The organism is Parabacteroides sp. Y3-G-102 (assembly GCF_023656845.1).
GTDB classification, from domain to species: Bacteria; Bacteroidota; Bacteroidia; order Bacteroidales; family Tannerellaceae; genus Parabacteroides; species Parabacteroides distasonis.
Genome location: NZ_JAMOKU010000039.1, coordinates 13,063 through 30,844, shown reverse-complemented (window position 1 = coordinate 30,844; position 17,782 = coordinate 13,063). Strand labels below are relative to the sequence as shown.

Genomic DNA, 17,782 nt, shown 5'->3' with positions numbered 1-17,782 from the left:
CATAGGATACACAGACAATATAAGAACAAAAAGAAAATGATGACAGACAAGGAAGTATTGTTGTTACGGCGCAAACTGGATCTTTTGCTCCGTACAGGAAAGTTGTTGATGGAAAGCGCCGCCGACACGAATCGTATCGAGCGAAACATGAAACGAGTTGCCGCCTTTATGGGGATCCCCGAGGAGAAGTTGCATATCGATATCCGGTGGACCATGATCATGGTAAACGTAAGCGATGAGCGAAACTCATTCTCCAAATTCCAGAAATGCGAGAAGCATGGCATTAACATGACGACAATCTCACAGGTAAGCAAGCTTTCATGGCGGGCGATCGAGCAAGATTATTCCTTGGATAAATATGAGGAAGAACTGGAGAAGATCGTTCACCAACCCCGGAATTATACCCCTTATATCGTAGCTATCGGAGCGGGATTCGCATGCGGAGGATTCTGTAAGCTATTCGGATGCGACTGGATGGCATTCCTATTCGCTTCCATTTGCGCTTTCGTCGGGTTTAGGGTACGGGCCCGCTGTGTCGAGGCTGGACTTAACGTATATATGAGTATCGCCGCGGCCGCTTTCGTATCCACCTGCTTGGCATACGCATCCTCCTTCTCCGGGCTATCCGACACTCCTTATCATCCATTATTAGCCTGCGCTTTATTTATCGTGCCGGGCGTACCCTTGATTAACTTCGTGGATGATATGCTAGACAATCATTTGCTTGTCGGCATCACCCGGGCCTCCAATACGGTCATGATGGTAGCCGCCATGACTTTCGGTATCGCATTCGCCATGCGGGTACTTGTCATGAATGATGTCGAGATAGATCATAAGTTCAGTGAATTAAATATGGTTCCACATGACCCGTACTACATATATGCATTAGCGGCAGCTATCTCCGCCATAGGCTTCTCCATGATATTCAATATTCAACGCCGATTATTATGGGTGGTAGCCGTAGGAGGTATCATTGCGGTATGTACCCGTAACTTTGTGAACTTCGAATTAGGTTATGGTCCTGTGATCGGCTCGTTTATGGGAAGCTTCGTAGTCAGCCTCCTTGCCGTAAAAGCGGTTCATTGGTGCCATGTTCCCAATCACGTATTGACGATTCCATCTGTCATTCCTATGATTCCGGGAGTACTCATGTATCGCTCATTACTGGCATTTATAAACCTGCATGGAGTAGTCGGTGAGGTCACAAACGCATTCTTCAACGGGATCAATTCCGCACTCATCATTCTTTGTATCTCACTCGGTGTAGCTGTCCCGAACATCTTCGCCCGTCGTTACATCGCCAAAGATCGCCAACGACATTTACAAGAGGAACTGGAAAAGCGCCGGGAAAGAGGAAAGTTCATTGAATGGTGAAAAAACTTTTCCATAAAGATTAGTCCGGGAAAAACTATCGCATAAGGATATGCCAAATTGTTTAACACGTTCAATATATTTAACATATTTCATTAAAAAAAGCCCTATCAATACTATACTTTTGTGATGTCTTGGTGATAGACGTTGCATTCTGCAAGTCTATAAAAGGGAATTTCGGTTAGATTCCGGAACAGAGCCCGCTACTGTAAAACCCGTAAAGAGGAAAGCTTCTTCATGCCACTGTCTTTTCTAAAGATGGGAAGGTCGCTTTCCGGGTTAGTCAGGAAACCTGCCAGATAAAAAAAGAAATAGATTCTCCCGGGATTTGGGGAACTAGTGGAACGATTACATTAGAGATGTAAACTGCGTAATTAATTTTTATACATTATGAGACACTTTTATTTGTTCCTGCTAATTGTTAGCGGGATTGTTTTGTGTGGCACCCGGACGGTCGCTCAAAGTAGGCCATCCGAGGGAAGTTCCAGAGTCATATCCGGTACGGTCGTAGATGAAGACAACAAGGCGATGGCAAACATTGTCATTTACATTAAGGGTACGGATATACGGGTTATTTCAGATACGGATGGGTATTTCTCCTTATCACTAAAGGACACGAAGGACCACGTACTAATCACCAACAGTTACAACACCGTCTCGGCGATCCGGGATATTCCCGCGGGAGAAGGAAATTACGAGATGGAGATTCAGTTATCTTACAAACTATTAGGATTACCCGAGGTAGATATCGTCGGGGCAAAACCACAGAGTTATAACTCCGACATCGCTAATTCGGCTACCCGTATGGATATCCCCGTGATGGAAATACCCGGAACCGTAGGCATAGCGACCCGGAAATTATTGGAAGACCAACAGGCTACCACCATGACCGAGGCCGTAAGGAACCTGGGCGGCGTGAAAGGCGGACCTTCCGGCGAGGCTTCCAACATCAACGAGGTCTTCTCTTCCCGTGGTTTCTCCATGACGAACTCCCGTAACTATTTCAGGAACGGGGTACGATACCTAAAGTTCTCGAACGACGCGCTATCCAGTATCGAGCGTATAGAGATCCTCAAAGGCCCGGCATCTGTCCTTTATGGAGCGGTAGAGCCCGGAGGTATCATCAACTTTATCACCAAGCCGACCTTATATACGCCCCGGTATGGCGCTACGATCAGATACGGCAGTTACGACTATAAGCAAGCCTCTATCGACATTTCCGGCCCGCTGAACACCAAAAAGACCATCCGTTACCGCTTGAACGGAATGTATGAAGATGCCGACAAATTCAGGAAACCGCAAAACAGCAAACGATACGACATCACCCCAGTCATCGACATTGACTTAGGACGCAAGACCACCCTTAATATCGATGCCGATATCTTCCGGGATAAAAGGACACAGGATCCGGGCGTTTTGCATATCAACAATGAGGTGATAGATAACGGATTCAAGACATTCCTTGGCGAACCGTGGGCCTATGGCAAGTTTACCAATAATAGCGTTGGTTTCCAGTTGACCCACCGTTTCAACCAGAACTGGTCATTCAGAAGTTCCGCCCGCCAATATTTCACGCATGAGGATCGTCTGTATTTCCAGATGAAAACCCCTCAGAAGGACAGCACGATTACCCGCCGTTTGGCACATTGGGACGCAAAAATCAATTATACCAATGTATTGGAGGAATTGAACGGCAGCTTCAAGACGGGCTTCATCCAGCATAAAGTAATAGCGGGCTTGGAATACGGATGGCTTACCAACCGAAGGAAAGTAAAAGGGAATATGTACACCCCGATTAGTTATGTTCATCCGGAATATTCCGAAGAACCAGTTGATTTCGAGATGGAACAGAGTACAGACTTACGTATCACCCAACGTACCTACGCAATCTATCTACAAGACCAAGTAAGCTTTTCCGATCAATGGAAGTTATTGCTTGGTGCCCGTGCGGACTGGGTGAACGATAAACAAGATAATTATATTAAGGATAAAAAAACGGATGAAAACAACTTTGCCATCTCGCCTCGTGTGGGTCTTGTTTATCTGCCCATGCCCGACTTGAGCCTATATGCTACCTACAGTCAGTCTTTTGTCCCTCAATCCGGGCAAACGAAGGATGGCGAGGCATTCGACCCGATTACCTCTAAACAATGGGAAGCGGGAGTCAAGAAATCATTCTTCAACGATCGCTTGAGCACCGGCCTAGCCTTCTATACCTTGTCGAAGACCAACTTGCCGACGATAGACCCAGAAGACGAGGAATATAAGATACTGATCGGCAAGCAGACCAGCAAAGGTATAGAGTTTTCGGTAAACGGAGAGATCACTCCCAGTTGGAGCGTAGCCTTCAATTACGCATATACGCATGCCGAGGTAACGAAAACGAACGACGAGACCTATCCCGTAGGTACGCAACTGGCCAATATCTCACCAAGCCAGTTCAACCTATGGACCTCCTACCTAATCCGTAAAGGCCCGGTTAAAGGCTTATCTTTCGGCGGTGGTTGGTACTTCCAAGGTAAATCCTACGGAAACATGGCACATACGATCGATCTGGACGCCTATCATCTGGTTGACTGTTTCGTGGCTTACAAGCGCAGTTTCTACAAGATCTCGGCGAACTTGAAAAACGTATTCAACCAAGAATATTATACCGGATCCCAAGGGAACTATCTTTTATTCCCCGGCTCGGCCAGGACGCTGATGGTTATGCTAGCGGTCAACTTCTAAAAAAGGCACAAGACATGTCGCATAATTCGATCATTAGAAAGATCATAGTAAAGTTACATTTATACACCGGACTCATATTAGGGCTAATAATAACCCTAATATGCCTCTCCGGCACAGCGATCGTGTACAAGCCGGAACTTGAAAAACTATCTGTCAAGGATATCGCTTTTGTCAAGCCAGCCTCCCGAACCGTGTCGCCGCAAACTTTGCTAGAGAACGTAAGGCACGAATATCCACAAGCTAAGATCAATAATATGGTCTTATACGGAGGCGAGGATTGCGCCTACAGTTTCCGTACTACATTCCCGGATGAGAAAGGCCGTATCCAGATCTATGTCAATCCCTATACAGGGGAAGTTACGGGAGTGGACAGATACCGGCATAAGGTTTTTCAATGGTTATACGACTTTCACGTGAACCTGCTATTGAAAAAGCAAGGAGCGACCATCGTCGCCTTATCGGGATTCCTGTTGATTTTCCTAACTCTCTCCGGCTTTCTATTATTACCCAAGCGTCGTATCTTCTCCGTGCACCGAAAGATGGGCTTGAGAGCCAAGCTTTTCAAGTCGCATTCCATCATAGGTATATGTACATCCCTCTTTTTGCTGGTCATCGCTTTTACCGGCTCTTATTTCGGGTTCAAGAAAGAATATCAATCTTTCTTTGAATCCATATCCGCAGGAAAAGCAGTCGCACCGGCACCAAAAACAGATAAATACACAGGTGATTGGGTATCATTGGATTCCGTTTTAGCGACCGCCCAAGAAGAGTTCAAAGAGGGAACCCCGACAATGATCTTCTTCCCGAAAGACAACACGTCTGTCTTCTCCGTACGGATGTATCAGGAAGGGGACTTCGAAAGAACGGGAAGCAACCATATCTACATCCATCCTATCACCGGAAAGGTCGTCGCCACAAACCTATGGAAAGACAAACCGGCCGCCGAGAAGCTTGTCCGCTCCATGTACTTTGTCCACTTCGGCACTTTCCTCGGGCACTTCTCCAGAATCCTATGGATCCTCATAAGCCTAGCCGTACCGTTTCTCTATTTCACTGGTTTTTACATTTGGGTTATTCGCCATCGGCAGAAACAATACCCTTTCCGGAAAACATAAGTCCAGGAAATCTCATCGCATAAGGAATTTTTATATATTTGTAGTATTGTGTAATATACGAAAAAAGAAATGTCATGGAACGAATAACGATTCCTTATGCGGTAGCGGATTTTATAGATTTACGGGAGCGTAAGTTCTATTATGTGGATAAAACGAGCTTTATCCCCGGATTGGAGAACTACAACGCCCCGGTCTTCCTGCGTCCCCGTCGTTTCGGGAAAAGCCTACTCGTATCCACTCTTGCCTGTTACTACGATCGCACCAAGGCCGATCGTTTCGAGGAATTGTTCGGCGGCACTTGGATCGGGGAACACCCGACGGAGGAACATAGCCGCTACATGATCGTACGCTATGATTTCTCCGCTATGGCCATGGCAGATGACATGGAGGGGTTGGAGCGGAATTTCAACCGCTTGAATTGCTCTCCCGTGGAGATCATGGTGACACACAACCGGGACTTATTCCAAGACTTCCAGTTTACCACCAAAGGCAATGCCTCCCAAATGCTGGAAGAGGCCTTGGGGTATGCCCGTGAGCATGACCTCCCGAAGGTTTACATATTGATAGACGAATATGATAATTTCACCAATCAATTATTAACCGCCTATAAGGATCCGCTCTATGAGCAAGTAACCACGAAGGACAGCTTCCTGCGTACCTTCTTCAAGGTAATAAAGAAAGGTATTGGCGAAGGCAGTATCCGAACTTGTTTCTGCACGGGTGTCCTTCCCGTAACGATGGACGACCTGACGAGCGGGTACAATATAGCGGAGATCCTCACCTTGCAGCCACGCTTCCTAAATATGCTGGGATTTACCTATGAGGAGGCCAACGCTTACCTAAGGTATGTCATCGACAAATATGGTATGGGGCAAGACTCCTTTGAGGAGCTTTGGCAACTCATCGTAAATAATTATGATGGTTATCGTTTCCGTCCGGGAGCCGAGCCTTTGTTCAACTCTACGATATTGACTTATTTCTTTAAGAACTTCGCGGCGCTGAATGGCTTTATCCCCTCTGAACTGGTCGATGAGAACCTGCGTACCGATATCAGCTGGATCCGTCGTCTGACCCTATCCATGGAAAACGCAAAAGAAATGCTTGATGCTTTGGTTATCAATGATGAGTTATCTTACAACATCGCCGACCTATCCAGTAAGTTCAACAAGAAGAAATTCTTCGATAAGAACTTCTATCCGGTCAGCCTCTTCTATCTGGGCATGACCACGCTGAGGAATAATTACCGTATGGTGTTACCCAACCTCACGATGCGCAGCATCTACATGGACTATTACAACGAGATGAACCATATAGAAGGTGGCGCTCCCCGTTATGTACCCACCTACGAACGCTTCACGGAAGACCGCCGTTTCGAACCGTTGGTACAAAACTACTTCGAGCAGTATCTCGGGCAGTTCCCGGCGCAGGTATTCGACAAGATCAACGAGAACTTCATCCGTTGCTCCTTCTTCGAGCTTTGCTCACGCTACTTGAGTAGTTACTATACGTTCGCCATCGAACAGAACAACTCGGCGGGCCGCTCCGATTTCGAGATGACCGGCATACCCGGCACGGATTATTACAAAGACGATCGCATCGTGGAATTCAAGTATTTCAAGGCGAAAGAGGCCGAACACATGCTGGCGCTAAACGATCCTCGCCCCGAGGACGTGGCGCAAGTACGTGCTTACGCCAAGGATACCAAACTGAAATTCCCTATATATAATGTACGCTCGTACATTGTATATATCTGCGCCAATAAAGGATGGAAATGCTGGGAGGTTACCGAATAAATAAAGCCTAGCCGTACCACTCCTCCATTTCACGGAGTTAACTTCATCGGTAAAGTAAGTTAACTCCATCGACGAAGTAAGTTAACTCCATCGACGAAGTAAGTTAACTTACCAAATCGGGGTTTCCCTATCAGATAAGAATCCACTAACCAGAAGTAAATATTCCGGCAAATTCCGATTCTCGGACCACTTCATCTCTATACCGAACAACTCCGAGGTAGTACGTCCCAGATCGAACCCACAGGCTTCAAGGGAACGACGAATCCGCGAGGGGTAGCGGCAAGCCTTACCAGATCTACGTGCACACTCTTCCCAAGGGCAAAGGATACAACTACCGGCATAAAACGCCCGTCCATTATATTCCTCCTCCAACGCAAGAAGACGTTTATCCAATCGGCTCCTTTCCCGGTGCATCAACTCTTGCCCCGCTTCCACCGCATCCGGTACATCCAATACGACAGGAGTAATCCGCGTACAAACAATCAATAGATTCCGAAACCCGGATAAATAGTCCTCCGAATCATTAAAAGGCGGACAACTCCAACTGTTTCCATACCTACGACACTCCCGGCAATAGGCCATGAAACGCCGCTCATCCCGATAACGTAAGATATAATCATCCACAGGGATGGTTCTTGTATAATCGTAGCTTTTATATTCGATCATATGAAAAGAAAATTTTCTTGTAAAGAAATAAAAAAATCAGCAACTACATACATTATAATACAGGGAACACAGTACAGCTACACGTGAAGCTTTCAATGAAAAAACAATGGCATGGTATTATGGTGATATACTCCGGGATCGTCGCAAGGAACGCAAATTAACCCAAAAGAAGCTAGCTTGTAGTCCGATAAAAAGATATATGATCTTACCATTATAAGATGTATGATCTTACCGTTGTAAGATGTATAATCTTATCGCCGTAAGATCATACATCTTTCACGGAATCTGTAACGCTAGAGTACTCTCATGAGTAAGAGAGAGCGCTCTAGCGAAATCAAGAGATGATTTACTTCACGACAAACTTAACAGAGACTTTCTCTGTACCTTTTACCGCTGTAAAGCCATAAACACCTTTATTCAAGTTTACTGTTTTCACGTCATCAGAAGAGGTGATCGCATAAGTAGATACTACAGAACCTGCGGTGTTCGTGATGTAACCGGTATAACCGGCTAGATCTTTTACATGCAAGGTATTGTCGGAATAAGAGATGTTTGCGGTTGCGGCCGCTGATTTCGTGGCTGTACCGGTTACGGTTACTTTACAGTACGTGTTATATTTACCATTAGCTGTAATTAATTTGATTTCAGTTGTACCCGGAGCTACAGCCGTAACTTTACCCGTTTGATCAACTGTCGCAACAGCAGTATTCTTAGAAGACCATACCGCACCCGTTAAAGAAGCATAAGCAGATTGTACAGACGCAACTAATTGATAGGTTCCACTTCCACTCAAAGAAATAGCTTTCTTATTAAGCCAAATGATAGGAGTTGCCGCTACTAAATTATCACCCGGTTCTGTTCCCGATGTCGTTCCCATAAAACTATTCCAGCTCCAAGCATCCCAAGTACCATTCTGGACTTTTCGGCTTGATGCCCCGTATCCGGAATAAGAGAAATCTTGAGTATAGGAATCACGAACGAAATAACTCCAATAACCGGAATACCAACCAGCGAACCAGTGGTTAGTTGCCGTAGCCGTAGCCACCCAATAGTCATAATCATAAGCAGGATAACTTGTTCCATTTGAACCAAATGGATGATAAATAACACCTGATGATTTTCCTTGGTTTATAGCAGTTCTTGCAAGTGTTGCCGCATTATCTGGATAAGTATAACTAACATGAGCTTTAGCGCTGTCTAACTGAAAAGATATTTGCATTGAAGTCGCTCTTGGTTCACAGTATCCAATGCCATTAATCGTATAACCCATTGAACCTGTATATTGAACCAATCCAACCAAACGGGGATCAGCTTTCATCACAGACTCAAATAGGCTCAATCCAGAAATGGTATCTACATCAGCAGACCATCGATATCCCCATACCATATTATCGGGTACGGTTTTATCAGTGTCATGCCAAGTCAAAACTATAGCCGCACGGTTTTCACCATCACCTACCCAGAAATCAATACTGTCAAAAGAAAAAGTACGGTTACTCCTTGCGGACATCAAAGCCGCTTTCTGTTTTTCCGCCGGTAAATCCGAACGTAACACACCTTGTACCATACGCTGTGCGCTGATACTTCCCGCCATTAAGATTAATGCGAGAAAAAGATAAAGCTTTTTCATGCTCATCAATGTTTAATTTGTTAATACATTATTTATTTAACAACGATCGTCTTGCTCATCCGATCATTATCTTTTACCACTACTATAATATAAGCACCTCTTGAATATTGGATTGGATGAGACTCGTTAATTCCCGATATCTTAAAAAGATCCAATATAGCGCCATTCATATTTACAATATAGCAAGAATAACCTTCCAGATTATTCAAATGCAATCGACCTTCATAGTAATAAATCATCGCTTCACCAACACCGATAGCCTCATTACCCACCGGACCGGATGTGGAGAATGGCTCACTATAGAATGTTCCTAATATCTCTTGCCTACCATCACCTTCCTTGATAGCTGTAACTTTTACGATATATTCTGAACTTCCATCTAATTCAGGAATAGAGACCTTGATCTTTTCTTGTTCCCCAGAACGAAGCTCACTCATCAAGCCAGTAAGGATATTACCCTCTGCATCAACCGTGTAAACACCAAATAATACAGGTATCCCATTTACGTACTTATAAATAAACACCTCGTAGAAAGTAGCCTCCGGAACTTTCGGAAATGTTAATATAGCCGTGGAATCTTTTACTTCAACCACGGGATTTTCCAAATTCGGATCTATTACCGTTACTTCACAAGTAGCGGTATAACCACCTTCATCTGTTGTCACCGTAATTGTAGCTACACCGGCGATACCGGCCTTAACCGTACCGTCGTTAGTTACTGTGGCTACCGTGGCATCCGAAGAACTCCAAGTTACTGATTTATTAATCGCATTGGATGGAGATACCACCGCTGCTAATACAGCCTCCTCACCTTTATTCAAAGACAAAGAAGACGCATTTAGGCTAACACCCGTAACATTTGCCCCCGGTTTTTCCAGTTCCGCAGAAACAATCACTTTACAAGTAGCTGTATAGCCTCCATCAAGGGTTGTTACCGTGATCGTAGCAGTTCCTTCCTCATATGCGGAAACATTGCCATCTTCATCGACTTCCGCAACCAATCGATTATCACTTGACCAGTTTACAGTTTTTGTTTTAGCATTTTCCGGAAGAACTGTCGCTATTAATTGAGCAGAACGCCCTATTAGCAACTCCAGCCGATCTTGATTTAAAGAAACACCTGTCACTTTTATAATACCCTTTCCCACTGACAATGTGCACGTCGCAACAAACCCACCAGTATCAGTCTTCACTCGAATTGCCGTTTCACCGTCAGCTAATGCTTGGATCTCTCCTGTTTTAGAATTAACTGTCGCAACATTTTCATCACTGCTAGTCCATGTCACACTTTTTTCCACATCCGGCTTTGTTGGATCAGTTTGTACTTCATAAGATAAAGTGAAATGCTCACCAATAGCCGCTACTCTTTGAGAAGACTCTAAAGTCACACCCCAAACCCCTAAGCTCTTATCAGTCACATGGATTTGAACAGAATCTTTAAAACCGCCATCTATCGCCTCAAACACAACTCCTGTTGTCCCAACCTTTGATGGTTTATAACCTCCGTTCAATCCTGAGGGATCCGGTTTTACATAAGTAATAATATCCTCATCTTCGATAACCACTTCAGGAAGCATTGTACTAGAAGCGCAAGACGAATTCATTGGATAATAATTAAATTTAAATTTAGAGCGCAAATCATAAACCTGTCCATCATTTATATCCCATAATATATCTTTAGGTTCTACACTAAAGGATTCTAGAGGTATTTCTCCTTGTACATAAACCATACACGTGTCAGACGCTTGACCATCTTCCGATGTTGCTATGATTGTATGCTTAGACATATTGCGACATTGAAATAAACCATTTTCATCAATATAAGTAGAACCACTCCATTTTACCGAAGAGAAACTAACATCATCAGGATAAACTTTTGCGGTGAACTGAAACCTTTCATTTTGTCCCACTTTCACAATTCTATCTGGTACAAGAATTGTTAATCTGGCAGCAGCAACTTTTGCAACAGTTATCTGACATTCTGTAGAAGCCAAACCATTTTCAAGATATACTTCAATATTTGCTTTCCCTTCTTTATGGGCCGTAACCAATCCTCCATCATCAACAGAAGCTATCGTTTCATCCGATGAAACATATAAGACTTTTACAGGTTCTACGTCTCCCCACTCTATTTGAGGTTTTAACTGAAAAGTTTCATCGGTTTTCATAAACAATGAACTTTTTTCCAATTCGAACTTAGTTAAATCATTTGCACTACACAGAAGACAAGAGATTTCACTCGTTTCCCCTGTCTGCGAGTCCTGGACTGTCGCTATAAGTGTTCCTGTCCCTTGAGTATCATCATAACAGTTCAAAACTAAATTCTCACCGTCAAAACTGTCAAATCCCCAACGATCCGCTAAATCTCCTTCAACTCTAGCATCTATAATATCAATATAATCAGGCTTAGCTGGTTTAAAAACAACAGGAATTTCCAAAAACCACTCTCCGGCACCATCATTATAATTATATTTTACAGTCTTATTTTTAAAGGCCGCACCTTCATACTCAAACGAACAAGAAAGTTGACACGAAGCTAAAGCATCACTACCCGCAGCTGAAACAGTAATAGTCACTTCACCACTACCCTTTGCTTGTATCACTCCTGCATTACTAACAGAAAAAACAGTTTCATCACTAGAAGACCATTTCAAATCCTTCGAACTGGCATTGTCCGGCCTAACAATAGCGGAAAGCTGTAGCTTGTCATTCAGGTTCATCGTTATGACATCTTCTGGCAGCAACTCTCCTGAAGATGCGAATCGCAATTCTATTTTTTCGACAGGTATAAATGTTTCTACCGTTACCTTACGTTTAGTTACAGACAAAGTTTCTCCGGTTATTTCCGATTTAATTGTCGCAATAATTTCAGCGACACCAGCAGAATGAGCAGTAACATTCGCATAATATGCCGTTCCTTCCACCGTTACGATATTTTCATCGGATGAAGTCCACTCTATCTTTTCTCCTAATTCTATTCTATTATCTACAGGAGTCAGCACTCTTTCTTTTGTTTCTCCAACATATAATTCTACAGAAGATTCCTTTAATGTCATTGCTGGACGCTTGACAGTAACAGAACATTTCGCAGAAAGTGTCGGGCGTATCTTACTCTTCGCTGTAATTATCGCAGTACCATAAGTGACACCAATGACAGTACCATCTTCCGAAACCCTCACAATTTCAGGATGAGAACTACTCCATTCTATTGTCTCTTCCGCTAATCCTGTAACAGCCAATGTTAAAGTTTTTTCTTTTCCTTCCAGTGTCACCTCTTTTTCATTAAACTCAAAAGGAGCTACTGTTGAAGTTGTCAACTTTACGACAACTTGTTTATTTACGATCTTACCATTTGAGTTAAACTCAAAATTAAGTTGAATTTCTTTCACTTCTTGGATACTCTCCACGATCGGAGCAATAGTCAACGTGTTATTTATCACCTCCGCACTAATTAGTTCCGGATTCGGATTCACAATCGTAGTAACAACCGCTGAAATCATATTATCACCATCTTCTATAATCTCATCCATTGATTTACTATACTTCGTATTTTCAGCGGAAAACGTAATTTCGCTAGGTAAACCGTCTGTGATTGTCGGAGCCATGTTATCCGGGAACACAGGCAAAGCAGGGAACCAATAATTCACTTTCTCATAAGGATAGCGACCTACCATTGTTCCGTTCGTATCCCCTCTTCCGTCTGTTTTAATTACCGCTAATTCATGTTCCGGGTTTAAGAATTCATGATAAAGGAAACAATACATATTATCATCCACCGGATCAATACGGAATCCCGTACCATAAAGACGCCAATCTCCTTTATCTAGCTTTGTAAAGTCGAATACTTGATAAAAAGAATCCTTATCTATGTCATAACAGAAAATCTTATATCCCGTGAACCAACTACCGGAGCCTTGTCCTTTCCAATAGATCTTATTCTCTTTCGTACTGGCACAGAAACCATCGGCGGTCCATGCATACCAAGAGTTGGGAATCTCCTCAATACCATCCGTTGTTGGTATATCTACCTTTTGCGTTGTTAACGTATATGGATTCACTTTCCACATATAAGGCATTGTCGCTCCGGTACCAGTTAACTCGAATGTCACGCTAGCCCATAAATTACCATCTTTAGAAAGCACGATAGAGCCCAAGCCATGATTACTATCCTCCTCGGGCTTCAATATCATATTGATAACTTTATCTTCTTTCGGATCGATCACCAACAATCCTTTCGTTTGATGTACCGCAAATACATATTTTCCAACACGGATCATGGTTCCAATCTGTGAATGATACAAATCGCTGGAAGAAATTCCCGTCGTTCCTCCGATTGCGCTGGCCTCGATAGACATCTGGTTTTCATCATATTTTCCGGTCTTTTCATCGTATCCTGTATGAAAAACATAAATACCATTACTCGTTCCGATATAACCTTTCGTCAGATCCACTCCTAAAAAAGAACGTCCATCAGCTCCTGCGCTGTTGATCGTCTGAAATTCCTTCTTCACTTGCATCGTTTTCGCGTCAATTACCGCTAAGCGACTTCCCTCTACAGATGCCGCACCATCTTTTGATTGCTTGGACACGATATACAACAAATCCCCATAAATCGTACCGAACTGGCTCGTACATCCCAATTCATGTCCCGGATTCTCTCTTTGGAACGCGTTATATGTCCAAGTCCCATCATCCGACAGGAAGTTCACCGAACTGTTTTGGTGCCCGTACCAATCTTCGTTTACGATAAAGGTACCTTTCGTGTAATCCACGCTTTCATTGGATCGAAGCATCGAGGCTCGTGCCTGCGAACCGGGTAATTCAGGTAATTGCAATTTCTGTTTCTCTATCGGATTCAGATCCCGCGAACCGGTTTGGCCTACTACCAACAGAGCCGATAGCAAACAGACCATACTTAAGTAAAGTGTTCGTCTCATGTTAATAAATTTAATTATTGAGTAATATGAATTTTAAATGTCTTTTTATCGCCATCCTTTTCGCCTATCAGTAGATAATTCCCGGATGGAAGAGATATTGGATGAAGTTCCTCCCGAACTTGAATCACAAAACGTTCCAACATTTTCCCGTTTATCTGCATTAAATAGATTTGATATCCGGCTAAATGCTCAAAGCGCAACGCTCCATTCTGATAGGAAACCTTTGGGATAACGGGAGCCATAGTCTCATTGCTCACCGGATCAGAAGATTTTTCTACCATATAGGTATCGATCACGTCCAAGCCATTCATGACTTGGATCTCTATCCGATAAGCGTCATCCCTCCCTAGGTTCTTCAGTGGGACGGATATAGTGCCGGAAGTAGCCCGTAAGCCTTTCGTCAGTAGTTCAGTAATGATATTGCCTTCCGCATCCGCTACGTAAGTGCCTATCTTTTTATAACTTCCATTCTCATATCTGTAGACACGAACCTCATAGGAGGTGGCTTCCTCCACTTTAGGGAATGAGATAACCGCCCCGGTCCCTTCAAAATCGATCTCAGGAGTAACCGTCTCCGTTACCGTCACCTCGCAAACAGCGGTATATCCGCCATCTACCGATCGGGCTGTTATTTTCACCACACCGGGCTTGGCACCTGTTACGACCCCATCTTCTACCGTTGCTATACCTGTATCGGAACTACTCCAAGTAACCTGCTTATTATCAGCGTTTACAGGAGAGATACTAGCTGCAAGGATTGCATTTGCTCCTGCTTGTAAACGCAAAGAAGACTTATTGAGAGAAATGGATGTTACGTGTATCACCGGGATCTCGGGTTCATCCCCTCCACCTCCAGAGGGTATTGTCGCTGCGACAAAGACATCTCCGGGCTGAGTTCCTTCTGATGTATTCATATTTCCATTCCAACTCCACGCATCCCAACAACCATCCGTCAATACACGGCTTGTAGCACCTAAACCTGAATAACTAAAATTCGAGGTTTGACTACTTCTCACAAAATAACTCCAATAACCATAATACCAACCGGCTTGCCAATGAATGCCATTGCTACAACTCCAATGGTCATAGTCATAAGATGGATATCCATATCTTTCCGCATTTATCGGGTGATAGATAACCCCGGTTTGTACGCCTTGTCGAATAGCCGCCGCTACGTCCCCCGCCGGATTTTCAGGAAAACCAGTCTGCCCCAACAAAGGATTCGTAATGGGAGGTTCAAATTTGAAAGCATTATTCGGTTCATTCTTGGCCACATCCAAATCATATCGGACGTCCAGATTATCCCCATATCCAATACCATCGATCGTATAACCCATCCAACCCGTATATTGGGTTAATAAAAGAAGTTTCTGATCGGCCTTCGCTATCGCCACGATCATATCGTGTCCGGTAGCCTCGCCATCCCAGCGATATCCCCAAACCATAGCATCCGGTCGATTCCCATCATGCCATTCGATCACTAAAGCGGCTCTCTTGCTGCCGCTTCCTACCCAAAACTGGATGTCGTCAAAAGAAAAGCTGGCGTCAGCCCTTAACTGGGACTTTGTTTTCGCCAGCACATTCGGAGCCGAGGGATGTGGTTGCCCTTGAACCAATCCTTGCGCCGAAAGACCTACTACACACAAAGCCATTACAAAGAAAAGAGATAGAATTTTTCTCATAAGCTTTTATATTAAATGTAAAACTCCAAAAAACGATCAAGAGGGAATATAAAAGAAAGATCAAATAATCATGAATATTTCCATAGTCCGGGAGGTACTAAGTCACGATTCACCCGATCAATCCTTCATGTAAAGCAATATTCACTTCGTATATTTCCCCTTTTTGAATCCTACGCTAAACCCCGGTAGCGTAAAATCGCGGCGGTTATCCGGCATTGGCAGGTCTTCTGACTTACTCCACTTTAGAACTTCCTTCCCGTTCCTTCCGGAAACAGTGGCAATGAGTTGATGTCTAAAGCTTTTTTGGAGCTTACAGCAGCGGGACTGTCCAGGTTTCTCACCTGATTCCCTTTTAATCGCCGTACCCTGAATAAAGTAGGCGAACCAATACGGCAGCAAATTTATAAAAAACAATTCAAAATATACACAATATTATTAAATGCTTTTTTTTGACTATACTGCATATTGTATAAATTAAAAAATAAGGACGAGGGAAATACCGACTACTATCCATAAAAAATGCGGTTACTATCAATAGTAATCCGATTTAATATAGATACCCACATGATCAGTTCGGATGAAAACAGGGGAGATCGATGAGCGTGCTACCGCCAGAGGATTGTCGGAAGCACTAGAGAAATTACGGATCGAAAAGTTTAGCCCTTCCGAGAAATTTATATCTAGTTGTAGAGACGTAATATGCCGCATTAGGGCCCGGTCTCTGAGCTGGATGAAAATTGACTCATACCGAAAAATCATCGAAATAAATCGATAGGTTCTTATTCCTGCCGATAAAACAGTTTTTCATTATCCAACTATTTTCCTTAGGATTCATCATTATAATCGTTTTTCTTTCCGGGAGCAGGTATAAATTGTTTTCGCAATATATAATGAAAGGAATATCAGATATATTGGTTACCTCCAAACACGTATTCCTCATTCGCTTAACCCGGATACAGGCCTTGACCAATGGGGCCAAGTATTTTTCTTCTCCCGCGATTTTCCCATCGAATAACGCGGCCGTACGACCGGCGAACAATGCCTCCCGTATCCTTTTCTCACTTCTTTCTTCCGAGAATACCAGCGTCAGGGGACGTAGTCCTTTCCTGTATATCCCGGAAAGAACACAATGAGCGTCGCTACTTGCCATAAACGCTTTCTTAAAACCGGAACACCATTCTAATGCAATCGGGTAAAAGTCCTTGTAAGACATGACTTCTATACCATCGATCATGTTCTCTTGAATCAGTTTTTCATGTATGGGATATAAAGTGGCCTTATGATTCGGCCAGCCGGGATGATTCCACACAATAAATGCCCCTTGCCTTTTTGCCTCGGCAATAGATTCCACAGGATTTTCTTTCTCCATAAGATTGACATCTTGTACAAACAAGGCGTTTAGGTGTCCCAAGGGCTTGGAACGTGTTATTTCCGCTCCGGGAATCACGATAAAGTCCATGTCGTCAGCAGCTTTTTTAGCGATTTTGTAAGATTCGTTTAAATCTCCTTTCAAAATAACCTTGTTGATCCGGTGCTCGATATGGTCAGTAATCGCTATCGCATCCAATCCCTCCTGCCAAGCCTCATATATCCGGGCATCGGGCCATACCAAGCCGTCGGAGAATACCGTATGGGTATGAAAGTCACATTTTAACGTCTCGTAATTACTGAATCCCGGAATCTCGATCCGGTCTCTTATAAACAAGTGATCGATATGCGTTAGCTCGTAAACATCCTCTTCCTCAGAGGTTTCGTCCGGCAATGCGGGAACTATGAATCTTTTCATGCTTAAAATTGCTCAATAACGGGGTACTAAGATAGAAATAAACAACAAAATTTTCTCATAAGCTAATTAATT

At 43.6% G+C, this 17,782-nt stretch carries 9 protein-coding genes and 2 riboswitches; of the genes, 4 read left to right on the top strand and 5 right to left on the bottom strand.

Features of this window, described 5'->3' with window-relative positions; genetic code table 11:
• Window positions 1–36 precede the first annotated feature (36 nt).
• The 4 genes from NBH16_RS17435 (at window position 37) to NBH16_RS17420 (ending at window position 7,009) form a co-directional block, all read left to right on the top strand.
• Window positions 37–1,374, top strand: a complete 1,338-nt coding sequence (locus NBH16_RS17435; RefSeq protein WP_044544886.1) for a threonine/serine exporter family protein — start codon at window positions 37–39, stop codon at window positions 1,372–1,374.
• 114 nt (window positions 1,375–1,488) lie between these two features.
• Window positions 1,489–1,685: riboswitch (cobalamin riboswitch) on the top strand.
• Window positions 1,686–1,761: 76 nt separating this feature from the next.
• On the top strand, window positions 1,762–4,101 hold the full coding sequence (locus tag NBH16_RS17430; RefSeq protein WP_009016838.1) for a TonB-dependent siderophore receptor: 2,340 nt from the start codon (window positions 1,762–1,764) through the stop codon (window positions 4,099–4,101).
• 14 nt (window positions 4,102–4,115) lie between these two features.
• Window positions 4,116–5,216 carry a PepSY-associated TM helix domain-containing protein gene (locus NBH16_RS17425; RefSeq protein WP_250788911.1) on the top strand — a complete coding sequence of 367 codons (1,101 nt, stop codon included), beginning with the start codon at window positions 4,116–4,118 and terminating at the stop codon, window positions 5,214–5,216.
• 74 nt (window positions 5,217–5,290) lie between these two features.
• Window positions 5,291–7,009 carry a PD-(D/E)XK nuclease domain-containing ATP-binding protein gene (locus NBH16_RS17420; RefSeq protein ID WP_009016836.1) on the top strand — a complete coding sequence of 573 codons (1,719 nt, stop codon included), beginning with the start codon at window positions 5,291–5,293 and terminating at the stop codon, window positions 7,007–7,009.
• Between the two features lie 108 nt (window positions 7,010–7,117).
• On the opposite strand, the gene NBH16_RS17415 is transcribed toward NBH16_RS17420, so the two are convergent.
• From NBH16_RS17415 to NBH16_RS17395, 5 genes are all read right to left on the bottom strand, one after another.
• Complete coding sequence (locus NBH16_RS17415; protein WP_009016835.1) at window positions 7,118–7,675, bottom strand: DUF2284 domain-containing protein; 558 nt, start codon at window positions 7,673–7,675, stop codon at window positions 7,118–7,120.
• A 346-nt stretch (window positions 7,676–8,021) separates the two neighbouring features.
• A complete protein-coding gene (locus NBH16_RS17410) occupies window positions 8,022–9,305 on the bottom strand; it encodes an Ig-like domain-containing protein (protein WP_227154235.1) in 1,284 nt (427 codons plus the stop codon).
• Between the two features lie 32 nt (window positions 9,306–9,337).
• Window positions 9,338–14,242, bottom strand: a complete 4,905-nt coding sequence (locus NBH16_RS17405) for an Ig-like domain-containing protein (protein WP_048927101.1) — start codon at window positions 14,240–14,242, stop codon at window positions 9,338–9,340.
• 14 nt (window positions 14,243–14,256) lie between these two features.
• Window positions 14,257–15,924, bottom strand: coding sequence for an Ig-like domain-containing protein (locus NBH16_RS17400; protein WP_009016832.1), 1,668 nt, complete (start codon window positions 15,922–15,924; stop codon window positions 14,257–14,259).
• Window positions 15,925–16,124: 200 nt separating this feature from the next.
• A riboswitch (cobalamin riboswitch) is annotated at window positions 16,125–16,328 on the bottom strand.
• Between the two features lie 338 nt (window positions 16,329–16,666).
• A complete protein-coding gene (locus NBH16_RS17395) occupies window positions 16,667–17,710 on the bottom strand; it encodes a PHP domain-containing protein (protein WP_009016831.1) in 1,044 nt (347 codons plus the stop codon).
• Between the last annotated feature and the right edge of the window lie 72 nt (window positions 17,711–17,782).